This is a genomic window from Elioraea tepida, from assembly GCF_019203965.1.
In the GTDB taxonomy this organism is placed as follows: Bacteria; Pseudomonadota; Alphaproteobacteria; order Acetobacterales; family Acetobacteraceae; genus Elioraea_A; species Elioraea_A tepida.
In genome coordinates this window covers 1,235,177-1,259,391 of sequence record NZ_CP076448.1, presented here as the reverse complement: position 1 = coordinate 1,259,391, position 24,215 = coordinate 1,235,177, and the positions used below count along the sequence as shown (strand labels likewise).

Sequence of the window (24,215 nt, the reverse complement as noted above, 5' to 3'; positions counted from 1 at the left end):
CGGCCTTGCCCCACCCCCTCGCCTGAGGCAGAGAGCCCAGGCCATGCCACCGATCACGCCCGCTGCGCTCGCCGGCCATCTCGCTTTCGCGCTCGGGCTCGCGCTTCTCTCAGCTCTCGTCGTCCGGCTCGTGATCGCGCTCAAGCTGATGGACGTGCCGAACGATCGTTCCGCCCACGCGGTGCCGACACCGCGTGGCGGCGGTTTGGGCGTCGTCGTGGCCACGCTTGCGGGCCTCGTCGTGCTCTATCTCGAGGGGCGCGTCGCCCGGATCGCCGACCCCTACTTCCTCGCCGTGATCGCGGGTGCGGCAGCGATCGCCTCCGTGTCTCTCGCCGACGACGCGCTCGACTTCCCCTTCGGCTGGAAGCTCGCCGCCCAGGTGGCGGCCGCTGCCCTTCCGATCGCCTTCGGGCTTCGGCTCGAGCGTCTGTTCCTGCCCTTCGTCGGCCCGGTCCCGCTCGGGCCCCTCGCGGTGCCGCTGACACTCCTCTGGATCGTGTTCGTGACGAACGCGATGAACTTCATCGACGGTCTCGACGGCCTCTGTGCGGGGATGGCGGCGATCGCCTCCGGCTTCCTTGCCGCGATCGCTCTCATCGAGGGCGGCGCCTTCGTCTATGCCGCCTCGCTGTTCCTCTGCTCGGGCTGCCTCGGCTTCCTGCCGTTCAACTTTCCCGCGGCGCGGATCTTCCTCGGCGATGTCGGTAGCCAGTTCATCGGCTACATGCTCGCGGTGCTCGCGATCGCCGCCGCGGGGTTCGAGGCCACACAGGTGAGCTTCTTCATCGTTCCGCTTCTGCTCGCGCTGCCGCTGTTCGACGTCGCCTTCACGCTCGTGCGCCGTGCCATCGCCGGCGAGCGTCTGACGGAGGCGCATCGCGGCCACCTCTACCAGGTGCTGGACCGCACGGGCTTCCCGCGCGCGGGCGTGACGCTGCTTCATTGGGGCTTCACAGCGGCGATGGGAGTCGTTGCGTTCCGCTTCGTCGCGCTGTCGCCGCCGCGCAAGCTCGCGCTCTACGCCGTCGTGCTCGCGGTGCTCGTGGCCTATGCGTTCTGGGTCGCCGCGCGGGCGCGGCGCGCAGGCATCGGCGCCTGGTCGCGTCCGGCTGCGAGTTGACACGCGACGATCCCGCTTCCTTAGGCTTCCTTGCGTAACGGCCCGCAACGACAGGGCCGGTTCAACAGCCAAGGGAGAACAGTCCGATGACGCACGCGAACCGCCGAGGTGTTCGCCGCCGCGCCCTGCTCGCCGGCGCCGCGGCAACCGCGCTCGCCGCGCCCGCGATCGCCCAGGGCGCGCCGCGCGTCGCGCGCGTGTGGGGCGAGCCGGGCCCCTATGGCGGCGTGTTCGTCCAGGGCATGAACGAGTGGGCGCAGCGCAACAACGCCAATATCCGTATCGAGATCGAGCAGATCCCGTAGGACGGCGTGACGGTGAAGCTGACGACCAACCTCGCCGCCCGCCGCCCACCCGCCCTGATCTCGGTCGAAAGCCCGATCGCCTACCAGCTCGCCGCCGAGGGGCTGCTCGAGCCGGTCGATGACGTCTGCCGCGCCATCAATGCCGAGGGGCGGCTGGTTGACGGTTTCACGCTCGCATCATTCGGGGCAGGAAAGGGAACCCAGTTCGCGGTGCCTCTGCACCACCAGGCCTGCCTGCTCGTGGTGCAGCAGGACATTATCGACGAGCTCGCCCTCGGCAACCCGGCGCAGTGGACCTGGGACGGGCTCGCGAACGCAGCGCGGGCGATCTCGGAGCGGAAACCCGGGATGGCGGGCTACACGATGGCGCTCGGGCGCAATCTCTGCGCCGACTACCACATCACCCAGCTGATCTGGCAGGCCGGCGGCATGACGTGGGACCCGTCTGCCAATTTCCGCACTGTGTTCGCCTCCGACGCGACCGTCGAAGCGTTCGACTTCATTCGCCGGATGTTCTCCTACATGCCGCGCAGCGCGGTCGAGTTCAGTTTCCTCCAGGTGGTCGACCAGCACGTCACCGGCCGCACCGGCATGTCCGCCTACTGGGGGCGCACGATGGGCCGCGCCGCGGAGGAAGCGAAGCCGATTTTCGACAGGATGGAGTACTACCTGAACCCGGCGCATCCGCGCACCGGGATGCGCCGGAGCTGGACCGACATCAACGGCTGGACCATCCCGCGCCGCGACAACCCCTACATCCGCGAGACGAAGGAGGCGGTCGCCTAGGTCTGCAACAGCACCGAGTGGATGGTCCGCTACAGCCAGAGCCTGATGCCGAATGTCGGCCCCGTGTTCAAGGACGTCGCGACCGCGCCGGCGATGCTCGCGCATCCGTTCTACCAGTCGAAGAAGCGGTCCCTCGACGTGATCTTCGTTGACAGCGTGCCGCACCAGTGCAACACGGGCTACGAGCTCAAGAAGGGCGTCAACCCACTCGCCGGCATCGCGCACGGGAGAAGCGTCTGGGCGCAGGCCGTGCAGCGGATGCTTCTGAACAACGCGACGCCGCGCCAGGCGGCGGAGTGGGGGCAGCGCCAGTTCGAGGCGATCCGCTCCGACAACGCGCGCCTGCTCGTCGGCTGAGATGGCGGCGCGGGCCGCGACCGCACGCGGCAGCCCGCGCCGCGCCCGCCGTGCCGCCGGCCTGCGCCTCTCCGACACGAAGGTCGGCCTGCTCTTCATGCTGCCGTTCATCCTCACCGCCGGCGCCTTCATGATCTGGCCGGTGGTGGAGGCCATACGGATGGCCTTCCTCGCCTATAACCCGCTGCGGCCGGACGACGTGCGCTTCGCTGGCCTGCGCAACTTCGAGGCCATCTTCGCCGACCCGCTGTTCTGGGAGAGCTTCTCCCAGGCCCTGATCTGGACCGGCTGGTCGATCGTCCTGCAGACCGGCTTCGGCGTCGGCCTCGCGCTTCTCTTGCACACGCAACTCCCGGCGATCGCCGTGTTCCGCGGGCTCCTGCTGTTCCCCTACATCGTGCCGACGGTGGTGATCGCACTGAACTGGCGTTGGATCTTCAACCGCGAGATCGGGATCATCAACCACGTGCTGCTGCAGGCCGGGGTGATCGAGGAGAACATCGCCTGGCTCTCGACGCCGGCGATGGCGATGGCCTCGGCGATCCTCCTCAACGTGTGGACGTACACGCCGTTCGTCATCATCTGCGTGCTCGCGCGGCTGCAGACGATCCCGACCGAGCTCGACGATGCGGCGAAGGTGGATGGCGCGAGGGCGCTGCGGCGGTTCCTCGACATCACACTGCCGCTGCTCAAGAGGTGCTCGTCGTCGTCGTCGTGTTCCGAACGATCTGGACCTTCAACACGTTCGAGGAGATCTACCTGCTGACCCGCGGCGGGCCCGGGACGAGCACGGTCAACCTCGCCGTCTACGCCTTCGAGCAGGGCATGGCGAACCTCCGCCTCGGCGTGGCCGCAGCGACCGGCGTCGGGATGATCGTGCTCCTGCTCGCGGGAAGCATCGTCGACGTGCGCGTCTCGGGCTTCGGGGCGGAGGAGAAGCCCGCGTGACGACGCGCGCCCTCCTCGGCCGGGCCCTGCTCTACGGTCTGCTCCTCGCCGTCACCTTCGTCGTCTGCTTCCCGCTCTTGTGGGCGTTCTTCACCTCGGTGAAGCCGAAGGACGAGATCTTCGCCTGGCCGCCCACACTCCTGCCCGAGGCCTGGACCCTCGAGAACGACCGCGCCCTGTTCGCCGGCAAGGACGCCTATTTCCAGGCCGGCGGCGCGACCGCGACGGCTATGCCGCCCTCCGCCTTCTTCCTCGACTGGTTCCTCAACTCGGTGGTGGTCGCGCTCGGCACCACCGCGATTAGCACGGTGGTCTCGACCCTCGCCGCCTACTCGCTCACGCGCTTCCGCTTCCCCGGCCAGAGGGCGGTGCCCTATCTCGCGCTCGTCGGCTACATGGTGCCCTCGATCATCTTCGTCTTCCCGATGTTCCTTGTGATGGTGGAGCTCCGGCTAACCGACACGCTCCTGTCGCTCGTGCTCGGCTATGTCTGCATCACCCTTCCCTTCTGCATGTGGCTGATGTGGGCCTTCTTCCGCGGGGTTCCGGTCGAGATCGAGGAGGCGGCGCTGGTCGATGGCGCCTCGCGGCTGCGCGTGTTCTTCGAGATCGTGCTGCCGACGGCTTGGCCGGGAATCGTCGCGGCGGCGATCTTCTCCCTGATCGTATCGTGGAACGACTACCTGTTCGGGCGGGGGTTCATGAACTCGATGGAGAACCTTCCGCTGACGGTCGGGGTGATGCACTTCTTCGACGGAACGCATGTCGACTTGGGCCTGATGATGGCCTCCTCGGTGCTGATGACGGTTCCGATGGCGATCCTGTTCGCCCTCCTACAGCGTCACCTCGTCGCCGGCTTCGGCGCCGGCGCGGTAAAGGGCTGAGGTCGGTGGAAGTCAGGCTCGAGAGGCTCTCGAAGTCCTTCTGCGCCAACGTGGTGCTGAAGGCGCTCGACCTCACCTTCCCGGAGCGGAAGTTCGTGACGCTGCTCGGCCCCTCGGGCTGCGGCAAGACGACGCTTCTGCGCCTGATCGCCGGGCTCGAGCGGGCGAGCGGCGGGGCGATCCTGTTCGGCGGCGAGCGGGTCGACCATCTCCCCCCGGGCGAGCGCAACATTGCGATGGTGTTCCAGTCCTACGCCCTCTATCCGACGATGGATGTGGCGGCGAACATCGGCTACGGCCTCAAGGTTCGCGGCGTTCCGAAGCGGGAGCGGGCGGAGAGGGTCGGCCTTGCTGCGAAGGTGCTCGAGATCGCCCATCTGCTCGCGCGGAAGCCGCGCGCCCTGTCGGGAGGGCAGCGCCAGCGCGTCGCGCTCGGCCGCGCGATGGTGCGCAAGCCCGACATCTTCCTGATGGACGAGCCGCTCTCGAACCTCGACGCCAAGCTCCGCGCCACGATGCGCGGCGAGCTCAAGCGCTTCCATCTCGATCTCGAGACGACCTCGATCTACATCACGCATGACCAGCTCGAGGCGATGACGATGTCCGACCTCGTCGCGGTCATGAACGAGGGCGTCGTGCAGCAGTTCGCCAGACCGTAGGAGGTCTACCACCGCCCGGCGAACCTGTTCGTCGCGGGCTTCATCGGCTCGCCGCCGATGAACTTCTGCGAGGTGACGCTGGCCGGGCGGGACGGCACGCCCGTGCTGATGCTCGCTGGCCGCGCGATCCCTGCGCCGCCGGCCTTCCGCCTCGCGCGGGCAGACGAGGGGCGGCGGCTCGTGCTCGGCATCCGCACGCAGGATGTCCGTCTCGCCGCGCCCGACGACGCCGACGCCGTGCCGGGAACAGTGTGGATGGTGGAGCTGATCGGCAGCGAGCGCCTCGTCGAGGTGGAGGTGGCGCCGAAGCTCCGCATCACGGCGGAGGTCAGGGCCGAGGTCAGGGCCGCGATCGACACGCCGGCGGCGGTGGCGTTCGATCCGGCGCGGCTCCATCTGTTCGACCCCGCAACGGGGCGCGCGCTGCCCCGGGCGGCCTAGAGCAGATCGCATACGGCTGGAAACAGCCGTATGCGTGAAGATGCTCGCAAGACAAGGCCAGAGCGGTTTCCACTCATCTGGAAACCGCTCTAGGGGTCGACGAGGCGCGCGATCGCTGTGTGGTCGGCCCCGGGGCCGAGCCTGTGCGCCGCCTCCGCCCAGCGCTCGGCCATCGCCTGTGCGAGCGGCGCCTCGACACCGAGGCCGTCGGCGAGGCGCGCGGCCGCGGCGACGTCCTTAGCCATCAGCCCGATCGCGAAGCCGGCCGCGAAGCTGCGCGGGATCACCTGCTGCTTGAGCTTGTTCTCGGTCGAGTTGTTCCGGCCCGTCGAGGCGTTGAGCACGTCGACCATCGTTTCGGGGTCGAGGCCGAAGCGTCGGCCGATCGCGAGCGCCTCGACGGCGGCGACGAGGCCTGCTGCGGAGACGTAGTTGTTCAGCGCCTTCATGGCATGCCCCGCGCCGAGCGCGCCGCAGCGGAACACCGATGCCCCCATCGCCTCGAGGAGCGGCATCGCCCGGTCGATCTCCCCCGGTTCCCCGCCGGCCATGATCGCGAGGCTCGCCTCGCGCGCCTTCCGCACGCCGCCCGAGACGGGGGCATCGATGACAGCGAGGCCGCGGGACGCGAGCGCCTCACCGAGCGCGCGGGTTCCGAGCGGATCGGAGGACGACATGTCGATGACGAGCGCCCCGGGGGCGGCGTCCGCCAGCGCATCGCCCTCGAGAAGTGCTTCGCGCACGGCGTTCCCGTGCGGCAGCATGGTGATGATCGCTTCAGCACCCGAGAGGGCCGCACCCGCCGACGTCGCGACGGGGACGGGGGAGGCGGCGCGTGCCGCCTCCGAAATGTCCCAGCCGCGGACGGCATATCCCTTCGTGGCAAGGTGGCCCGCCATCGGCGCCCCCATCGTGCCGAGGCCGACGAATGCCACCGCGGCGGGCGGGGCGATCCGCGGCGCCATCGCCGTCAGATGCCGCGCTCGGCGAAGACCTGTTGCGCCACCTTGAATGCGTCGAGGCTCGCCGGCACGCCGCAATAGATGAAGGCCTGCAGGCACACCTCCTTGATCTCCTCCTTGGTGATGCCGTTGTTCAGCGCGCCGCCGATGTGCAGCTTAAGCTCGTTCGGGCGGTTGAGCGCGATCAGCATCGCGAGGTTGAGGAAGCTGCGCGTGCGCCGATCCAGCCCCGGGCGGTTCCAGATGATCCCCCAGCAATACTGGGTGGTGAACTCCTGGAACGCCTGCATGAAATCGTCCGCCTTGGCGAGCGAGCTCTCGACATAGTCCTTGCCGAGCACCTCCTTGCGGACCTCGAGGCCCTTGTCGAATAGCGTCTGGTTGAAGAACGGATCCTGCGGCATGCGGGGTCTCCCGGTTGGTGAGTGGATGAGGGTGTCGGCTTCAGGCCGGCGCGAGGCCCAAGTTGGCGCGGAAGCGCGTCTTCAGATAGGCCCCGTCGCGGGGGGGAAGCGTCTTCGGCAGGGGCTCGGCGCCGACGACGAGGCGTATCAGCGCGGGGCCGGAACGGTCGGCGAGCCGCGGCGCAAGCGCGCGGGCCTCCTCGACTGTCGCCGCCGTCGCGGTCCAGGCGAAGCCGCAGGCAGCGGCGACCGCGGTGAGGTCGGTGCCGAGGCTTGTGTGGCTCCTCTGCATGCCCGTCTCCCCGAAATGGCCGTTGTCGAGCACGGCGATGGAGAGGTTCGACGGCTTCCGCGCCCCGATCGTGGCGAGAGCGCCAAGGCCCATCAGCGCCTCGCCGTCGCCCGTGAGAACGAGCACGGGGTTCGCGGGGCGCGCGAGCGCGAGCCCGAGCCCGACCATCGCCGCCCCGCCCATCGCCCCCCAGAGGTAGAAATTGCCGTCATGGTCGCCGGCATCGAACAGGTCATAGGCAGGCGTGCCGAGGCCGGCGATCACGAGGAGATCCGCCGGCCGGTCGGCGAGCAGGGCGCGCACGGCCGGGCGGCGCTGCATCACGGTCGCGCTCATTTCCACACCTTCCGTCCGATCAACCTTTGCGCAAAGAGCACCGCCACCGCCTGCTCCGAGCCATAGGCGAGGTCGGCCGCAGCCGAGACGACCTCCGCCGCCTCCTCCGCCCGCTCGACGCGAACCACGCGAACCCCCATCGCGGCGAGCACCGTCTCGGTTGCGCGGCTCATCGGCACCTGCCACGGGTTGAACTCGGCCCACTCGCCGCGCATCGTCACGAGCATCAGCATCGGGAAGCGGCAGGCCTCGACCAGCGAGAGCATGTTGATGCAGTTGCCGACGCCCGAGGACTGCATCAGGAGCACGGCGCGCGCCCCGCCGAGCCACGCACCGGCAGAGGCCGCCACTCCCTCCTCCTCGGTGGTCAGCACCACCGTGGTGATCTCGGGGTCGGCCTCGGCGAGGCTGATCAGCCGCGCGTGCCCGGCATCGGGCACGTAATTCACTATTGTCACGCCGGTGCCCTTGAGGGCGGCGAACACAGCGTCCTTCCACGCAGCAGTTGACGTATCGGCCGGTGCGGTCGCGTCGCTCATCGCCTTCTCCTCCCCGGGCGCGCACCTTGGCGCCGACGCACGCGCCTGCCAACCGGGTCTGCCTTGCGCCAGGCAGTCTATAGGACTATAGTCCTGCGCAGGGGAGGGGTCCCGTCCACGACAACATGCCGTCCGGGTCCTCGCGTGACCGCACTCGCCGCCTCGCTCAGGCTCCCCGCCCAGATCCTCCTCGTCGGCGCGTCCGTCATCCTCGTGGTCAAGGGGGCGCAGCTCCTCGATCTGCCTGGGCTTGCCGCCCTTGCCGCCCTGCTCGACCGAGGCGAAGGGGGCGCCAATCTCGCCGCCCTGCTCGTGTTCCTCGTCGGTGCCGCGATCGGGGTATTCCTGTGGTGGCTCGCCAACCGGTTCTTCGCGCTCCTGCGCGATCCAGGGATCCCGCCGGAGCGGATCGCGAGCCTGCGCGAGCTGCCGATGGCGCTTCCCGAGGGCACGATCCGCGCCCTGCTCGCTCTCATCGTGGGGCTGGTCGGCCTGCCGATCCTCCTGTTCGCCAACGCGCTCAAGCTCGATGCGGCGATCGCCGGCTACATCAACGGCATCGTGATGAGCGTCTTCGCCTTCTATTTCGGCACGCGCGCCGGCGGGGCGGAGGGCCAGGCGGCGCGCCAGCTGGCCGGAACGCTCGCCTCCGCGCGCGAGGAGCTTCGAGCGGCGGAGGAGCGTGCGGCCGAGGCGGAACGGAGCGCCGGCGGCGCCGCCGAGGCGGCGACACGCGAGAGCCGTCTGGCGGAGGGGCTCGGCCTGATCGATCGCCACCTCGCCGCTGCCGAGGTGCTCGTCAAGGTGCTCGGGCCGGCCCTGCCGCCGGGCCTGATTCCGCCCGGCTCTGAGGAGGTGATCCGCCGTGCCCGCAGCGCCGCGGAAGGGGCGCGGGCGCTTGCCCGTGGCGAGGTCACCGAGCGCGCCGTCGCCTCGGTTCTCGAGGCCGGCCGGGCGCTGGTCGTCGGCTCCCCGCTCGGGGGGCTCCTCGGCAAGGCGGCCGGCGCCCTGCCCGCGATCGGCGGGCTCGGCCCGGTTGCCAGCGTCGCCCTCGTGCTCGGCCTCGGCTGGCAGCTCGGCTCGGCCGAGTACCGGCGCTGGCGTGCCCGTATCCTCGCCGCTCCCTACGAGCCGCAGCTCATCGATTTCGGCGTCGTCACGCCGACCTCGGCCGAAATCCGCATGGAACGCTGCGCGATCTTCTCCCGCGTCTTCGCCGCCCGCAAGCGCGAGGGAGGCTTCTTCGCGACCCTCGTCGACGCGGTGGCCCGCGACGATGCGACGGAGCGGCTCTGGTCGCTCTACGGCGGCGAGGCGTCGCTGTTCGCAAGCCGCGAGGAGCTCGAGGCGGGTCTCGACGAGTTCCGCCGTGCCCTCCTCGCCGAGCAGGCGGCAAACGATATCAAGCCGGAGACGATTGCCGCCGTGGCCGGAACGATCGGCGCGCCCCCCCCGACCGAGGACGAGGTGAACGCGGCGCTCGACCAGGCCGTGCGCGAGGGCGCGGCCGAGGACGAGAGGGCGGCTCTCGAGGCGCTCGTTCTGATGGTCGGGCATCTGCGCGAGAAGCATGTCGATCCCGCCCGGCTGGTCGCCGATCTCGGAAACGTTCAGGCGAAAGGAACGCTCGCATGACCCGGCCCGTTCTCACCCTCCTCGCGCTTCTTGCGGTTCTGCTTGCCGCCTGCCAGCAGGTGGGCCGCCTGCTCGACCCCGACGTTGCGCAGCTCGAGCGGTTCCAACAGGCGCGCGCGCGCGGGGATCTGCGCGCGATCGCCGATGAAGAGGTCGTTGAGACGTGCCAGCACGCCGGGACCGAGGCCTGTGCGAGGCTCATGGCGATCCGCGCCGAGTCCTGCCTCGCGCTCGCGATGGCACGGCGCGCGCCCGGCGCCGCCTGCCCGGCCGCGACGGCGGAGGCGCGCGCCGAGCTCGCCTGCGCGCACGCCGCGTTCGCCGCCGCCATGGGCTCGCCAGCCGGGCGGTTCACCGAGGCCCAGGTGCTCGCTTTGCGACAAGGCCGCGCCCAGGCCGCCTATTGCCGCGCCGAGCTTGAGACGGTCATGGCCGGAGTGCCGCTTGCGCGCGAGTCGCTCTCCCTCTCGGCCGGCCTGCCGCCCGCGCGCCGCGCCGCGATCGGCGGCTCCGCCGCGCTCTACCTGGCTCGGCCCGGAGCGGGGGCGGATTCGGTGCGGTGCGAGCGCGCGCGCGAGGCCGCCCGGCTCGCCGCAGCCGGCCTTGCCGCCAACCCCGAGGTCGAGGAGCGCGCGCTTCTCCTCCGCCTTGCGGCCGATGCGGCGGCGCGGCGCGCCACCATCCCGGGCTGCACGCCGTGACCGCTGCGCTCTCGCGCGAGCTCGCCTGGCGCTTCCCGCTGATGCGCGGCGAGGACGTGCGCGCGGTGCAGCGGGCGCTGATCCGCGACGGGGCTCTCTCCGGAACGGCGGATGGCATCTTCGGCCCCGCAACGCATGATGCCGTCGTCGCGTTCCAGAGGCGTTTGCGCGCCCGCAATCCGGCGATCGCGGTGGACGGGATCGTTGGGCGTGACACCTGGAGCGCCCTCTTCCCCACTGCCGCCTCGGCCGAGCCAGCACCCGGCCTCGCCGTGCCGCCGCCCGCGCGCGCCGAGGGCGGCGACTGGCGGGCGCTGATCCGCCCCTATGTCGCGCGGCTGTCCGTGCCGCATGGCGCCCCGCAGCAGGCGACGGGAGGGCAGAGCTGGAGGCTCGCGCAGGGGGGAGTCGTCGTCGGCGGCGAGCAGGCGCCGCGGCGCACGCGCGGCGAGCCGGAGACCATTCGCCGGATCTGGCGGACGTTCCGGGCCCCGATCGAGAAATGCGCCGCCGCCTACGGCGTTCCGGCCGAGCTGATCCTCGCCACGATCGCCACCGAAAGCGGCGGCGACCCGCGCGCGGTGCGCGAGGAACCGGGCTTCGTGTCCGACTCCGCCACGCCGCACCGTGTCTCCGCCGGGCTGATGCAGACGCTGATCAGCACCGCGCGCGAGACCCTCGCCGAGCCCGGGCTCGATCGCGCCGCGCTGCTTGACCCCGAGACCTCGCTTCGCGCCGGAACCGTCTATCTTCGACGCCAAGCGCGGCTGACGAATTTCGACCCGCCGCTCGTCGCCTGCGCCTACAACGCAGGCGGCCTCTACCCGCAGGCGGGGGAGGCGAACCCGTGGAAGCTCCGCCAGTACCCGATCGGCACCGGCAGGCATGCGGATCGCTTCGTCGCCTGGTTCGGGGATGCGGTGGCGGTGCTGAAGGAGGACGCGCCCCGCCCCACAACGCCCTGTTTCGCCGCCCTGCTCTGAGGCGCCGCCGCGACGGCGGACGCGAAGAGGCCTGACGCGAGCGGCCCGGGCGCCGCCCTGTTGTACCCGCGCCACCTCGGGTCGCGCGGCCCGAGCACGCCCGGGAGACAGACGCGCGTCCCCGCGCCCCGTCAGGCCGCTGCCGGGATCCCCTTCGTCGTCGAATACTCAAAGTGCAGCGCCACGTCGGGGTGGACGATCGGGTAGATCGCGTGCGCCGCCATTGCCGCTTCGGAGAAGCCCTGGAGGATCAGCTTGAGCTTGCCCGGGTAGGTCGCGACGTCGCCGATCGCGAACACGCCCGGCACGCCGGTCGCGCAGGTCGAGGGCTCGACCACGATGTGGTTGCGGTCGATGCCGAGGCCCCATGTCGCGATCGGCCCGAGCTCCATCGACAGGCCGAAGAAGGGCAGGAGCACATCGGCCGGAAGACGACGCGTCTCGCCCTTGAGTGTTGCGACCTCAACCGCCTCTAGCACGCCGCCCTCTCCGTGCAGCGCCGCGAGCTGATAGGGCACGACGATCTCGATCCTGCCGGCTTGGGCGAGCGCCTCCATCCGCGAGACCGTCTCGGGGGCGGCACGGAATTTCGGCCGCCTGTGCACCACGGCGACTGAGGCCGCGACCTCGGCAAGGCTCACCGCCCAGTCGACCGCCGAGTCGCCCCCCCCTGCGATCACCACGCGCTTGCCGCGGAAATCCTCGCGCCGCTGCACGGCGTAGAACACGCTTCGTCCCTCGAAGGCCTCGATTCCCGCAAGCGGCGGGCGATTGGGCCCGAAGGCCCCGGCGCCGGCGGCGATGATCACCGCGCGCGCGAGGATCACGTCGCCCGCGCTCGTGCCGAGCCGAAGCCTGCCGTCGGCCTCGCGCGCGAGCGTCTCGACGCGCCGGCCGAGGCGATAGTCGGGCCGGAACGGGGCGGCCTGGGCGATCAGCCGCTCGATCAGCGACGCCGCCGAGATGGCGGGGTGCGCGGGAATGTCGTAGATCGGCTTCTCGGGATAGAGGGCGATGCACTGGCCGCCGATCGCATCGAGGGCGTCGACCACGACCGAGCGCATCTTCAGCATCCCGCACTCGAACACGGCGAACAGGCCCACAGGGCCCGCGCCGATGATGCACACGTCGGTCTCGATCGTCCCGGACATCGCCGTCTCCTGAAGCGGCCGCGGCATAGATACGCACCCCCCCCGGTCGCGCAAGCCGACGCCGCATGGCACACTGCGGCGCGCGGAGAAGCGGCATGACGACCAGCCTGATGGCGAAGCACGGCACGGTGACGCTCACCCTCGCCGACGAGAGGGAGACGGAGCGTCTTGGCGCCTTCCTCGCCGCGCGGGCGCGGCCGGGAGATGCGATCCTGCTCGCCGGCCCCTATGGCGCAGGCAAGACGGCGCTCGCGCGCGCCTTCCTCCGTGCCGCGACCGGCGATCCCTCGCTTGTCGTCCCGAGCCCTTCGTTCACGCTCGTGCAGACCTATCCGCTCCCCGGCGGCGCCACCGCCTGGCACTACGACCTTTGGCGCCTCGGCGCAGAGGCGGAGCTTGCCGAGCTCGGCTGGGACGAGGCGCGAGGAGGGATCGTGCTTGTGGAGTGGCCCGAGCGTCTCGGCACGCGCACGCCGGAGGACGCACTCGCGATCCGGCTCTCTCCCGTCCGCGGTGCCCCCGGGGCGCGCGAGGTCACGCTCTCGGGCTGGGGTGACCGGCTTTTGGGGCTGTGCGAATGAGCATCGGGGCGTTCCTCGCCGCGCATGGCTACGCCGACGCACGACGCACCCCCCTGCCGGGCGATGCCTCCGCCCGGCGCTACGAGCGGCTCTCGGGCGGGCCGCGTCCGGCTCTGCTCATGGTCTGCCCGCAGGACGCGGACTCGATCGCCCCCTTCGTGCGGGTGTCCCGCCACCTGCGCGCGCTCGGGCTGTCCGCGCCCGAGGTCTACGCCGCCGATCCGGTGTCGGGCCTTGCGCTCGTGGAGGACCTCGGCGAGGACACCTTCAGCCGCCTGCTCGCCGCCGGAGAGGACGAGGCGGCGCTTTACGCGCTTGCGGTCGATGCGCTCGCGGTTCTGCATCGCGTCCCGCCCCCCGCTTGGGCACCTGCGTGGGATGCGCCGGCGATGGCGGAGGCCGCGTCCGCGACGCTGCTCGCGTGGTGGTGGCCCGCGATGTTCGGAACGGTGCCGGATCGATCTGTTCACGACTCTTTCCGGCAGGCCGTCGTTGCCACGCTCGCGCCCTTCGCGTCCGACCCGCCCGTTCTCGCCTTGCGTGACTTCCATGTCGACAATCTGCTCCGCCTCGAGGGGCGGCGCGGGGAGGCGGCGTGCGGCCTCCTCGATTTCCAGGACGCCGCCGCCGGCCACCCGGCCTACGATCTTGCGAGCCTGCTCGAGGATGCGCGGCGGGACCTCGCGCCGTCGCTGCGCGCGTCGATGCGCGCCCGCTACGCCGCCGCGACCGGCCTCGGCGACATCGATCGTTTCGATGCCGCCTTCGCCGCCCACGCTGCCGTCCGCCACACCCGCGTGGCCGCCCTCTGGACCCGGCTCGAGCGTCGCGACGGCAAGAGCCGCTATCTCGCCCACGCGCCGCGCACCTGGGCGCTGCTCGCGGCCGCTCTCGCCCATCCGGCTTGCGCCCCGCTCGCCGCCTGGTTCGACGCGTACATCCCGCCGGCACTCCGCCGTGCACCGGAGGCGAGGGCGGCATGATCGCGATGCCGAGGCGCGGCATGGTCCTGGCCGCAGGGCTCGGAACCCGGATGCGCCCGCTGACGGATGCGACCGCCAAGCCGCTGCTCGAGGTCGCCGGAAGGAGCCTGCTCGACCGCGCTCTCGACCATCTCGACGCCGCCGGCGTCGAGACGGTCGTCGTCAACACCCACTGGCAGGCCGAGCGCGTGCGCGCCGCTCTTGCCGCCCGCATCCGCCCGGCCATCATCGAGAGCCACGAGGAGACGCTTCTCGAGACCGGCGGGGCGGTCGTGCGCGCCCTGCCTCATCTCGGACCCGAGCCGTTCTACGTCGTCAACGGAGATGCGTTCTGGCTCGACGGCGTGACGCCCGCTCTCGCCCGCCTCGCCGCCGCCTTCGACCCGGAGGCGTGCGATGCCGTGCTGCTCGTCCACCGCGCCGCGCAGGTTCCGGCCTATACGGGGAGGGGTGACTTCGCCGTCGACCCGCTCGGGCGTGTGCGCCGGCCGCGCGAGCGCGAGATCGTTCCCTATCTCTTCGCCGGGGTGCAGCTTGCGGCACCATCCCTGTTCGCTGGCGCGCCGGAAGGCCCGTTCAGCACCAACCTCTTGTGGGACCGTGCGATCGAAGCGGGAAGGCTCACCGCGGTGGTGCATGACGGGATTTGGCTGCACCTCTCGACGCCGGAAGATCTGGCCGAGGCGGAGCGCCTCTTGAGCGGCCGCACCTCCACCCTCGCCATGGCTCGCTGAACGCGATGGGCGCCGATCGCCGACGCGACCCGGCCGTCTTCACCATCCCGCCCGAGGCCCCCTTCCTCGACTCGCTCGCGGCCGGGCTGTGGCGCGATGCGAAGGAGGATCAGGCAGCGCTCGCCCGCATGACGGTGGTTCTGCCGACGCGACGCGCGGCGCGCGGCCTCGCCGAGGCCTTCCTTCGCCTGACCGAGGGGCGGCCGCTTCTTTTGCCGCGCACGATCGCTCTCGCCGAAGCGGCGGACGAGGGCGTGATCCTCGCTGGTCTCGAGGCTCCGCCGCCGGCGGTCGGGGCGCTGCGTCGCCAGGCGGCGCTTGCGCGGCTCGTTCTCGCCAAGGAGCGCGCCGCCGGCGTCGCCTCGGCAGACCACGCCTTCCGGCTTGCGGGCGAGCTCGCCACGCTGCTCGACGAGATGGCGCGCGAGGAGGCCGACCCGGCGCGCCTTGCCGACGCGGCCGAGGCGGCGCATGCCGAGCACTGGCTGAAGACGATCGCCTTCCTCGAGATCGTCACCAGTCACTGGCCACGCTGGCTTGCCGACAACGGGCTTGCCGACCCTGCCGCCCGGCTTGTGGCGCTGCTCGAGTCGCGGCGCCGGCACTGGGAGAGGTCGCCGCCCGAGTCGCCGGTGATCGCCGCCGGCTCCACGGGCGGCATCCCTGCGGTCGGCCGTCTGCTTGCAACGGTCGCGCGCCTTCCCGCCGGAGCGGTCGTTCTGCCCGGCCTCGACCTCGACATGGACGCTGCCGCCTGGGAGGCGATCGGCGAGAGCCACCCGCAGGCTGGGCTGAAGCGGCTTCTCGGTCGGCTTGGCGTGGCCCGCGAGGAGGTCCGCCCCTGGCCGGGCGCGGGCGCGTCGGGGGCCTTCGCGGCGCGGGCGCGTGTGGTGTCGCGAATGATGCTTCCCGCCGAGGGCATGGGCGACTGGCGCAGGGTGGAGCGCGAGGCGGTGCGCGCCGGGATCGCCGGCCTCGGCCGGATCGACGCGGCCGACCAGAACGAGGAGGCGCTCGTCATCGCGCTTGCGATGCGCGCGGCGCTCGAGACGCCCGGCCGGCGCGCCGCACTCGTCACGCCCGATCGCGCCCTTGCCGCCCGCGTGTCCGCAGCTCTCGCGCGCTTCGGCATCCGCGCCGACGACAGCGCCGGCCGCCCGCTCGGGGCGACACCGCCCGGCGTCTATCTGCGCCTGCTCGTCACGGCGTGCGCCGAGCGCCTCGCGCCTGTGCCACTCCTTGCGCTTCTGAAACATCCTCTCGCCTCGGGCGGCATGCGCCCGGGCCGCTTCCGCGCCGCGGTTCGGCTGTTCGAGCTCGCGCTTCTGCGCGGGCAGCGCCCGGCACCAGGGATCGCCGGGCTCGAGGCGGCGTACGCCCACGCCGCGCGCCTTGCGCGCGAGCATCGCCCGCGCGGTCTTGCCGCCGCCGCCCGCGTGATCGAGGCGCTCAAGCGCTCGCTCGGGCCACTGCTTGCCGCTCTCGAGGTGTCCGAGGCGCCGCCCGCGCGCCTGCTCGCCGCGACGCTTGCCGCGGCTGAGGCGCTTGCCGCGACCGATACGGCGCCCGGAGCGCGGCAGCTCTGGGCGCAGGAGGCTGGCGAGGCAGCGGCAGCGCGCATGGCCGAGGCGCTCGAGGCGCTCGAGCACATGGGCCCAATCCCGCCCGAGTCCTGGCCCGGGCTGTTCGAGGCGTTGTTCGCGGGCGTCGAGGTGCGCCTTCGCCGCATCGGCAGTGCGGGCGAGGGGGCGCCGCATCCGCGCCTCTTCATCTGGGGCGTGCTCGAGGCCCGCCTGCAATCGGCCGAGCTCGTGATCCTCGGCGGGCTGAACGAGGGCACCTGGCCCGCCGCCGTCGACCCAGGCCCGTGGATGTCGCGGCCGATGCGCACGCGCTTCGGCCTCGCCTCGCCCGAAGCCGCGATCGGCGAGGCGGCGCACGACGTCGCGCTCGCCCTCTCCTCCGCGCCCGAGATGCTGCTGACGCGGGCGCGCCGTGTCGATGGCGCACCGACCGTCCCGAGCCGCTGGCTCGTCCGCCTCGACGCCTTCCTCGAGAGCCAGCTCGGCCCCGGCGACCATCTCAGGCCGCCGGCAGACTGGCTCGGCATCGCCCGCGCCCTCGACGCTCCGGACTGTGTGACGCCCGAGCCGAGGGCTGAGCCGCGCCCGCCGCTTGCTCTTCGGCCGAAGCGTCTGTCCGTGACTGAGGTGGAGCGGCTCCTGCGCGACCCGTTCGAGATCTACGCCAAGCATATCCTCGGTCTCCGCAGGCTTCCCGAGCTTGATGAACCGATCGATCGGTCCGACTGGGGAACGGTTGTGCACGCGGCGATCGCCTCGGCGCTGCGGCGGATGCGGAAGGAGGGGTGGCCCGGGGTGGCGACGTTCCGGCACTGGATCGAGGAGCAGGGCGCCCGAAGCCTCGAGGCGCTGGCCGCGCCGGCGCGGGAGGCGTTCTGGCGGCCGCGGCTTGCCCGAATCGCCAAATGGGTAGCGGAGGCGGAAGAGAGGCGCCTCGCCGAGGAAGGCCCGGTCGAGAGCTTCGCCGAGGTGAAGGGGGAACTTGCCCTTCCGGGCGGGTTCGTGCTGCACGGCCGAGCCGACCGGATCGACCGCCTCGCGGACGGCACGCTCAGGCTGATCGACTACAAGACGGGAACGATCCCGCCCCAGAAGGAGATCGAGGAGGCCTATGCGATCCAGCTCCCCCTCGAGGCGGCGATGGCAGAGCGCGGCGCCTTCGCCGAGGTCGGGCGAGGGATCGCGTCGCACCTCGCCTACTGGAAGCTCGGCGGCGGCTTCAAGCCGGGGGCCAAGACGCCCGTCAAGGGCGACGCCGCGGCGCTCGCCGCCGCCGCCTGGGAGCGGTTCGAGGCATTGCGGGCGCGCTTCGACGACCCCTCCGCCGCCTATTGGCCGCGGCCGCATCCGCACCGCGCGCCGCAGTTCTCCGACTATCTGCATCTTGCCCGCGTCGAGGAGTGGGGCGGCGGTGATGACTGAGTGGGCCCTTGGCGACGCGCGCGCGGACGCCGAAGCCGCGCAGCGCCGCGCGTCCGACCCGTCCGTCTCGGCCTGGGTGGGCGCCTCCGCAGGCTCTGGCAAGACCACGCTTCTGACCGCGCGTGTGCTTCGGCTTCTCCTCGGCGGAACCGATCCGGGCCGGATCCTCTGCCTCACCTTCACCCGCGCCGCAGCAGCGGAGATGGCGACACGGATCGCCTCGCGTCTCGGCGCGTGGGCGGCGATGGAGGACAGCGCGCTCGGGGAGGAGCTGTCGCGGCTCGGCGTGGCGGTGACGGAGGAGGCGTTGGCGCGCGCCCGCGGCCTGTTCGCCCGCGTGCTTGACCACCCGGGCGGGCTCAGGATCGCCACCATCCACGCCTTCTGCCAGAGCCTGCTCCGCCGCTTCCCGCTCGAGGCAGAGATCGCGCCGCATTTCACCCTGCTCGAGGAACGCGACTCAGCCGAGGCCCTGGCGGCCGCGCGTGACGAGGCGCTCGCCCGGCCGACAGCAGGGATGGAGCGGGCCCTCGCAACGCTTGCGCCGCTCACTGAGCAGGACGGCTTCTCCGATCTCGTGCGCGGCGTGCTCGCCGCACGTGGACGGCTCGAGCGGGCCTTCGCGGCAGCCAACGCACCTGACGGCGTGGCGGCGATGCAGCGGCGCATCCTTGGCCTCGACGTCGAGGAGACTGAGGACGCGTTGCTTGCCGAGGCCTGCGGGCGCGATCTGACGCGGCTTGTGGCCGCGGCCGACGCGCTCCGCCGCGGCTCGCCGACGGACATGGCGCGCGGCGAGGCGATGAAACGGTGGCTCGCGCTCACGCCCGAGGAGAGGGCCGCACGATGGGAGGACTGGCGAGACCTGTACCTCACGGAGAAGGGAACGATCCGAACGCGCCTTGCCACACAGCGGGCTGTCGCCGCGATGGCGGACATCCTCGCCGTGCTCGAGGGCGAGGCGGATGCCGTCCTCACGGTCGAAGACCGTCGCCGCCGCATCCGCGCTGCCCTCGCCTCCGAGGCGGTGGTGCGTCTCGTCGCCCCTGTGATCGAGGGCTACGAACGGCGCAAGCGCGTCCGCGCCGGGCTCGACTACGACGACCTGATCGAGCGCACCCGGCGCCTGCTCGCCGCGACCGACACGGCCTGGGTGCAGTACAAGCTCGATGGCGGGCTCGACCACGTGCTCATCGACGAGGCGCAGGACAGTGCGGCCGCGCAATGGCACGTGGTCGAGCTTCTCACGGAGGACTTCTTCGCGGGCGAAGGAGCGCGGGCGGGCGTCGTGCGCACGCTGTTCGCGGTGGGCGATGTCAAGCAGAGCATCTACCGCTTCCAGGGGGCGGCGCCGGAAGAGTTCGGCCGCGCGCGCGAGCGGGCGCGAAAGCGCGTGACGGCCTGCTTCGGCGCTTCGCACTTCCGCTCCGAGCGGCTTGCCGTCTCCTTCCGCTCCACCGCTCCGGTGCTTGCGCTCGTCGATGCCGTGTTCGCCGATCCGGACGCGGCGAAGGGCGTGGCGCTCGACGGCGAGCCGATCCTGCACCGGCCGGTGCGCGCGGGCGAGGCGGGCTCGGTCGAACTGTGGCCACTCATCCCGCCGGACGAGCTGCCCGAGGCCGACGCGTGGAACCCCGAGCCGAGCGCGCGTGCGCGCAACGGGGAGGAGAAGCTCGCGCTCGCGATCGCGGCGCAGATCCAGCGCTGGATCGAGGACGGCGAGCGTCTGCCCGCCCGCGGCCGCGCCATCCGCCCCGGCGACGTCTTGGTCCTAGTGCGTCGTCGCCGCGCCTTCGTCAGCTGGCTGATCCGCGCGCTCAAGCAGCGGAACGTTCCGGTCAGCGGCGTCGATCGCATGGTGCTCGTCGAAGAACTCGCGGTGAAGGACGTGCTCGCCACCCTCGAGTCGCTCTTATTGCCCGAGGACGATCTGACCCTTGCCGCGGCGCTTCGCTCGCCGCTGTTCAGCCTTTCCGACCCGTCGCTGATGGAGCTCGCGACCGCGCGCGGGCGGCGCAGCCTGCGCACCGAACTTCGCCGGCGCGCAGCCGAACGGCCCGACTGGCAGGACGCCGAGGCCACGCTCGCCGCGCTCGCCGCGCGGGCGGATTTCGACACGCCGCATGCCCTGATCGCCCGGCTGCTCGGGCCGCTCGGCGGGCGGGCGCGGCTGCTTGCGAGGCTCGGGCCGGACGCCGCCGACCCGCTCGATGAGCTGCTCAGCGCCGCGCTCGCGCATGAGCGGTCGCACCCGCCATCGCTCCAGGGCTTCCTCGCCTGGCTTCGCGGCGGCGGGGCCGAGATCAAGCGCGAGCAGGAGCCGGGTGCGGACGCGGTGCGGGTGATGACCGTCCACGGCGCGAAGGGGCTCGAGAGCCCGGTCGTGATCCTCGCCGACACCACCTCCGTCACCGACCCCGTCGACGACCTCTACTGGCTGGAAGATAAGGCAACGCATGCGCAGGTGCCGCTCTGGGCACCGCGCGCCGAGCTTTGCCCCGAGCCGGTCGAGCAGGCGCGTGCCCGGAGACGGGAGGAGGATCTCGAGGAGTATCGCCGCCTTCTCTATGTCGCGCTCACCCGCGCGGAGGATCGGCTTCTGGTGACCGGCGCCCTCAGCCGCAGAGGGGAGGGAAAGGACAAGAGCTGCTGGTATGATCTCGTCGCGGCTGGGTTCCGCCGTCTTGCCGGTGCCGAGGCGGCGGCCTTCGACCCGGGTGCCTTGCTCGGCGAAACAGGCTGGCCGGTGGGGGGCATGCGGCTCGCCACCGCCCAGGCGCCCGACGCGGCGCTGCGACGCGAGCCGGAAAGCGCCGCGCCCGTGCGCCTTCCCCCGGTTCCAACCTGGGCGCGTCGACCGCCACCTGCCGAGGAGACGCCGCCGCGCCCGCTCGCCCCCTCGGCGGAGGAGGACGACGAGCCAGCCGCCGCCTCGCCGCTCGCCGGGGCGGAGCCAGGAGCGAGGCGGTTCCAGCGCGGCAGGCTTGTGCACGCCCTGCTCCAGCACCTGCCGCACCTGCCGCCCGAGCGGCGCCGGAGCGCGGCTGAGGCGTTCCTCTCCGCGCCCGGGCTCGGCCTTGCCGCGGATACCGTGGCGGAGCTCGTCGCCGAGACGCTCGCTGTCCTCGATGACCCGCGTTTCGCCCCGCTCTTCGCTCCCGGAGCGCTCGCCGAAGCGGCCGTGACGGGCCGGATCGGCTCGCGAGTCGTCTCAGGCCAGGTCGATCGTCTCGCCATCACCGACACCGAGGTTCTCGTGGCCGACTTCAAGACGAACCGCCCCCCGCCCGACCGTCTCGAGGACGTGCCGCCGGCCTATCTCAGGCAGATGGCCGCCTATCGCGCGGTTCTGCGCGGCGCCTTTCCGGGCCGGGAGGTGCGCTGCGCCCTCGTCTGGACCTATGCCGCACGCCTGATGGAGCTTCCTGACTCGCTGTTGGACGCTCACGCTCCCGCCACCATTTAGCCAGAGGCGGCCCCGGGGTCGCTTGGTGCCGCGGGCGGGGGCCGTGCTAGAACCTGGGCCGGACCACGGGCCCGGCAACACGATACCCGACGGGCCATGACACCACGGAGAGAGGCATGAGCGCGCGCACCAAGGTCGTGTCGGATGCGAGTTTCGAGACCGATGTGCTGAAGGCCGACCACCCCGTCCTCGTCGATTTCTGGGCCGAGTGGTGCGGGCCATGCCGCGCGATCGCCCCGGCGCTGGAGGAGATCGCCGCGGCCTACGCCGGCAGGCTGACCGTGGCGAAGGTGAACGTGGACGAGAACCCGGTCACGCCGAACCGCTTCGCCGTGCGCGGCATCCCGACGCTGATCCTGTTCAAGGGCGGCCAGCCCGTCGCCACAAAGATGGGCGCCGACAGCAAGAGCAACCTCACGGCTTGGGTGGACGCGAACCTGTGACCCGCGCGCCGCGGCCGGGCGCTCCGGCGGCGGATTCCGGTCCGCGGCGAACGCCCCATCGTCGCGGCGACACGGCGGCTGGGAGGGGGAGATGATCCGAGGCGCAGTGCTCGCCGTTGCCGCGTCGCTTGCGGCGTATCCCGCTGGCGCCGAGGTCGTGCGCACCGAGCGCGCCGCGTTCCGCGTCACCGTGCTCGCCCAGGGGCTCGAGCATCCCTGGGCCGTCGCTCCGCTGCCGGACGGGAGGCTGATCGTGACGGAACGCCCCGGCCGCGTGCGCCTCGTCGGCGCCGACGGCCGGCTCTCCCCGCCGCTTCCCGGCACGCCGGCAACGGTCGCGAACCGCCAGGGCGGCATGCTCGACGTCGTCCTGCACCCGCGCTTCGCCGAGAACGGCCTCGTCTATCTCTGCCACGTCACCGAAGGCGAGGGCGGAACCTCTTCGACCATCACCCGGCTTCGGCTCGAGGGCGAGCGCTTCACCGCGCCGGAGGCGATCTTCTCTGTCACGCCGCGGGTCCGCAACGGGTTTCATTTCGGCTGCCGCATGGCCTTCGGCCTCGATGGGATGCTCTATGCCGGCTTCGGCGACCGGTTCCAGATGGAGCGTGCGCAGGACCTCGCCGACCTCAACGGCAAGATCATACGCCTCGCCGACGACGGCTCGATCCCGCGCGACAACCCCTTCGTCGGCCGGGCGGGGGCGCGGCCGGAGATCTGGTCATACGGCCATCGCAACATCCAGGGGCTCCTGGTCGATCCCGAGACCGGGGCGCTCTGGTCGCACGAGCACGGGCCGCAGGGCGGGGACGAGGTGAACCTGATCCGGCGCGGCGCGAACTACGGCTGGCCGCGCGCCACGCACGGCGTGAACTACGACGGCTCGGTGATCACCGAGCATCGGTCCCTGCCGGGGATGGAGGACCCCCTCAAGGTCTGGGGGCCGACCTCGATCGCGCCCTCGGGCTTCGCCGTCGTCACCGGGGCGGCCTTCCCCGGCTGGCGTGGCGATCTTCTCGTGGGGGCGCTGCGTGCCCGTGCCCTGTTCCGCCTCACGCGCGAGGGGGAGCGGATCGTCGCTGAGGAGCGTATCCCGATGTTCGGCGAGCGGATCCGCGACGTGCGCGTTCTGCCTGACGGGCGCGTGCTCGTCGTCACCGACAGCCGCGACGGCGCGATCTGGCGTCTCGATCCTGCCTGACGCGCTCAGGTGTGGTCGCGGAGGATCACGCCCGCGAGATAGAGGCTGCCGCAGACGAGGATGCGCGCGGGCGCCCGCGCCTCACGCGCGATCGCGGCCACCGCATCGGCCACGCGCGGCCCGATCCGCGCCACGCCGCCCGAGGCGGCGACGATCGCCTCCGGTGCTTGGGCGAGGTGCTGGTCGGGCTCCGCCACCGCCCAGAGGCTCGCGGCGTGCGGGATGATGGGGCGAAGGAACTCGGCCGTCTGCTTGCCCGACTTCATGCCGACGACGACGTGCCACGGCGGCGAGGGGTTGGCGGCGAGATGGGCGCCGAGAGCGCGCCCGGCATCGGCATTGTGGCCGCCATCGAGCCAGAGCTCCCAGCCCTCGGGCAGAAGGTCGAGCAGCGGACCGCGCCCAAGCCGCTGCATCCGCGCGGGCCAGCGCGCGCGCGCGAGCCCCTCGGCGAAGGCCTCGGCCGGGAAGGCAAGCCCGCGCATCGCCCGGAGCGCGGCGATGGCGATCCCCGCATTGTCGTGCTGGTGCACGCCCGGCAGGGCAGGCATCGGCAGGTCGAGCGTGCCCTCGGCGTCGGCGTAGCGCAGGCCCGAGCCGTGGGGACCGATCGTCCAGGCCTCGTCGCGTGCGCGCAACGGTGCGCCGACGTCACGGGCGCGCGCGCGGATCACCTCGATCGCCTCCTCCTCCTGGCGGCCGGTGGCGCAGGGGACGGAGGGTTTGAGGATCCCGGCCTTCTCGAAGGCGATCGACGCGAGCGTGTCGCCAAGGAACTCCATGTGGTCCATCGCGATGTGGGTGATCGCGGTCGCGGCCGGGCGTTCGACGACATTCGTCGCATCGAGCCTGCCGCCGAGCCCGACCTCGAGCACCAGGAGATCGGCCGGGACGCGCGAGAACAGAACGAGCGCCGCCGCTGTGGTGATCTCGAACACGGTGATCGGGTCCTCGCCGTTCGCGGCCTCGGCCTCCTCAAGCGCGGCGGACAGCGCCTCCTCGGTGACGAGCGTGCCGGCGAGCCGGATTCGCTCATGGAACGTCACCAGATGCGGGCTCGTGTAGACGTGCACGCGAAGCCCAGCGGCCTCGGCGATCGCGCGGGCGAAGGCGCAGGTCGAGCCCTTGCCGTTCGTTCCGGCGACGTGGAGGACGGGGGGCAGGCGCCGCTCCGGGTGGCCGAGCCGGGCGAGCAGCCGCTCGATCCGCCCGAGCGAGAGGTCGATCAGTTTCGGATGCAGGCGCGCAAGCCGCGCGATCACCGCCTCCGATGGCGCCGCGACGATGCCCGCCATG

The 24,215-nt window shown here is 71.9% G+C and carries 25 protein-coding genes; 19 read left to right on the top strand and 6 right to left on the bottom strand.

All coding sequences use genetic code 11. The features are described 5' to 3' along the window. Positions 1–43 precede the first annotated feature (43 nt). From KO353_RS06025 to KO353_RS16330, 9 genes are all read left to right on the top strand, one after another. Positions 44–1,123 carry a glycosyltransferase family 4 protein gene (locus tag KO353_RS06025; protein ID WP_218286812.1) on the top strand — a complete coding sequence of 360 codons (1,080 nt, stop codon included), beginning with the start codon at positions 44–46 and terminating at the stop codon, positions 1,121–1,123. A gap of 86 nt (positions 1,124–1,209) precedes the next feature. Further along, positions 1,210–1,428, top strand: coding sequence for a hypothetical protein (locus KO353_RS06020; protein ID WP_218286811.1), 219 nt, complete (start codon positions 1,210–1,212; stop codon positions 1,426–1,428). A 6-nt stretch (positions 1,429–1,434) separates the two neighbouring features. Further along, positions 1,435–2,214 carry an ABC transporter substrate-binding protein gene (locus KO353_RS06015; protein ID WP_218286810.1) on the top strand — a complete coding sequence of 260 codons (780 nt, stop codon included), beginning with the start codon at positions 1,435–1,437 and terminating at the stop codon, positions 2,212–2,214. Positions 2,215–2,235: 21 nt separating this feature from the next. Further along, positions 2,236–2,571, top strand: coding sequence for a hypothetical protein (locus tag KO353_RS06010; RefSeq protein ID WP_218286809.1), 336 nt, complete (start codon positions 2,236–2,238; stop codon positions 2,569–2,571). Between the two features lies 1 nt (position 2,572). Further along, positions 2,573–3,337 carry a carbohydrate ABC transporter permease gene (locus KO353_RS06005; protein ID WP_218286808.1) on the top strand — a complete coding sequence of 255 codons (765 nt, stop codon included), beginning with the start codon at positions 2,573–2,575 and terminating at the stop codon, positions 3,335–3,337. Next, positions 3,268–3,519 (top strand): hypothetical protein, encoded by a 252-nt coding sequence (locus KO353_RS06000; RefSeq protein ID WP_218286807.1) that lies wholly within the window; start codon positions 3,268–3,270, stop codon positions 3,517–3,519. Before KO353_RS06005 ends, KO353_RS06000 begins: the two co-directional genes overlap by 70 nt. Further along, complete coding sequence (locus KO353_RS05995) at positions 3,516–4,403, top strand: carbohydrate ABC transporter permease (protein WP_218286806.1); 888 nt, start codon at positions 3,516–3,518, stop codon at positions 4,401–4,403. Before KO353_RS06000 ends, KO353_RS05995 begins: the two co-directional genes overlap by 4 nt. Before the next feature lie 5 nt (positions 4,404–4,408). Beyond that, complete coding sequence (locus tag KO353_RS16335; RefSeq protein ID WP_235692044.1) at positions 4,409–5,062, top strand: ABC transporter ATP-binding protein; 654 nt, start codon at positions 4,409–4,411, stop codon at positions 5,060–5,062. A 57-nt stretch (positions 5,063–5,119) separates the two neighbouring features. Beyond that, positions 5,120–5,503, top strand: a complete 384-nt coding sequence (locus tag KO353_RS16330) for a TOBE domain-containing protein (RefSeq protein WP_235692043.1) — start codon at positions 5,120–5,122, stop codon at positions 5,501–5,503. A gap of 89 nt (positions 5,504–5,592) precedes the next feature. Here the strand turns inward: KO353_RS16330 and KO353_RS05985 are convergent, their stop codons facing one another. Genes KO353_RS05985 through KO353_RS05970 form a run of 4 tightly spaced genes read right to left on the bottom strand, consistent with a single transcriptional unit; the run spans position 5,593 to position 8,036 of the window. Beyond that, complete coding sequence (locus KO353_RS05985) at positions 5,593–6,468, bottom strand: NAD(P)-dependent oxidoreductase (RefSeq protein WP_218286805.1); 876 nt, start codon at positions 6,466–6,468, stop codon at positions 5,593–5,595. A 5-nt stretch (positions 6,469–6,473) separates the two neighbouring features. Continuing rightward, positions 6,474–6,869: a carboxymuconolactone decarboxylase family protein gene (locus KO353_RS05980; protein ID WP_218286804.1), complete on the bottom strand. Its 396-nt coding sequence runs from the start codon at positions 6,867–6,869 to the stop codon at positions 6,474–6,476. Positions 6,870–6,909: 40 nt separating this feature from the next. Further along, positions 6,910–7,497, bottom strand: a complete 588-nt coding sequence (locus KO353_RS05975; RefSeq protein WP_218286803.1) for a thiamine pyrophosphate-dependent enzyme — start codon at positions 7,495–7,497, stop codon at positions 6,910–6,912. Further along, the gene (locus tag KO353_RS05970; protein WP_218286802.1) at positions 7,494–8,036 is read right to left on the bottom strand and encodes a thiamine pyrophosphate-binding protein; all 543 of its coding nucleotides are present in this window, start codon (positions 8,034–8,036) and stop codon (positions 7,494–7,496) included. The genes KO353_RS05975 and KO353_RS05970 overlap by 4 nt, the downstream gene beginning before the upstream one ends. A 144-nt stretch (positions 8,037–8,180) precedes the next feature. On the opposite strand from KO353_RS05970, the gene KO353_RS05965 reads away from it, so the two are divergent. From KO353_RS05965 to KO353_RS05955, 3 genes are read left to right on the top strand one after another with little or no spacing between them, the layout of a single operon-like run. Next, positions 8,181–9,671 carry a hypothetical protein gene (locus KO353_RS05965; RefSeq protein WP_218286801.1) on the top strand — a complete coding sequence of 497 codons (1,491 nt, stop codon included), beginning with the start codon at positions 8,181–8,183 and terminating at the stop codon, positions 9,669–9,671. Continuing rightward, positions 9,668–10,372: a hypothetical protein gene (locus KO353_RS05960; protein WP_218286800.1), complete on the top strand. Its 705-nt coding sequence runs from the start codon at positions 9,668–9,670 to the stop codon at positions 10,370–10,372. The genes KO353_RS05965 and KO353_RS05960 overlap by 4 nt, the downstream gene beginning before the upstream one ends. Continuing rightward, complete coding sequence (locus KO353_RS05955) at positions 10,369–11,355, top strand: transglycosylase SLT domain-containing protein (RefSeq protein ID WP_218286799.1); 987 nt, start codon at positions 10,369–10,371, stop codon at positions 11,353–11,355. The genes KO353_RS05960 and KO353_RS05955 overlap by 4 nt, the downstream gene beginning before the upstream one ends. A 131-nt stretch (positions 11,356–11,486) precedes the next feature. Here the strand turns inward: KO353_RS05955 and KO353_RS05950 are convergent, their stop codons facing one another. Beyond that, complete coding sequence (locus KO353_RS05950; protein WP_218286798.1) at positions 11,487–12,506, bottom strand: NAD(P)/FAD-dependent oxidoreductase; 1,020 nt, start codon at positions 12,504–12,506, stop codon at positions 11,487–11,489. Positions 12,507–12,601: 95 nt separating this feature from the next. On the opposite strand from KO353_RS05950, the gene tsaE reads away from it, so the two are divergent. The 7 genes from tsaE to KO353_RS05915 all read left to right on the top strand — a co-directional run bounded on the left by tsaE (position 12,602) and on the right by KO353_RS05915 (position 22,919). After that, entirely contained in the window at positions 12,602–13,087 is a 486-nt protein-coding gene (gene tsaE, locus KO353_RS05945; protein ID WP_235692042.1) for a tRNA (adenosine(37)-N6)-threonylcarbamoyltransferase complex ATPase subunit type 1 TsaE, read from the top strand. Then, complete coding sequence (locus KO353_RS05940) at positions 13,084–14,070, top strand: aminoglycoside phosphotransferase family protein (protein WP_218286797.1); 987 nt, start codon at positions 13,084–13,086, stop codon at positions 14,068–14,070. Before tsaE ends, KO353_RS05940 begins: the two co-directional genes overlap by 4 nt. Continuing rightward, on the top strand, positions 14,067–14,804 hold the full coding sequence (locus tag KO353_RS05935) for a nucleotidyltransferase family protein (RefSeq protein ID WP_218286796.1): 738 nt from the start codon (positions 14,067–14,069) through the stop codon (positions 14,802–14,804). Before KO353_RS05940 ends, KO353_RS05935 begins: the two co-directional genes overlap by 4 nt. A 5-nt stretch (positions 14,805–14,809) precedes the next feature. Then, a complete protein-coding gene (gene addB / locus KO353_RS05930; protein ID WP_218286795.1) occupies positions 14,810–17,809 on the top strand; it encodes a double-strand break repair protein AddB in 3,000 nt (999 codons plus the stop codon). After that, positions 17,802–21,275: a double-strand break repair helicase AddA gene (gene addA / locus KO353_RS05925; RefSeq protein ID WP_218286794.1), complete on the top strand. Its 3,474-nt coding sequence runs from the start codon at positions 17,802–17,804 to the stop codon at positions 21,273–21,275. The genes addB and addA overlap by 8 nt, the downstream gene beginning before the upstream one ends. A 116-nt stretch (positions 21,276–21,391) precedes the next feature. After that, the gene (gene trxA, locus KO353_RS05920; RefSeq protein ID WP_218286793.1) at positions 21,392–21,718 is read left to right on the top strand and encodes a thioredoxin TrxA; all 327 of its coding nucleotides are present in this window, start codon (positions 21,392–21,394) and stop codon (positions 21,716–21,718) included. 91 nt (positions 21,719–21,809) lie between these two features. Continuing rightward, complete coding sequence (locus tag KO353_RS05915; RefSeq protein ID WP_218286792.1) at positions 21,810–22,919, top strand: PQQ-dependent sugar dehydrogenase; 1,110 nt, start codon at positions 21,810–21,812, stop codon at positions 22,917–22,919. Between the two features lie 5 nt (positions 22,920–22,924). Here KO353_RS05915 and KO353_RS05910 read toward each other — a convergent pair whose 3' ends face one another. Next, positions 22,925–24,214, bottom strand: a complete 1,290-nt coding sequence (locus KO353_RS05910; protein ID WP_218286791.1) for a bifunctional folylpolyglutamate synthase/dihydrofolate synthase — start codon at positions 24,212–24,214, stop codon at positions 22,925–22,927. Position 24,215: the final 1 nt, after the last annotated feature.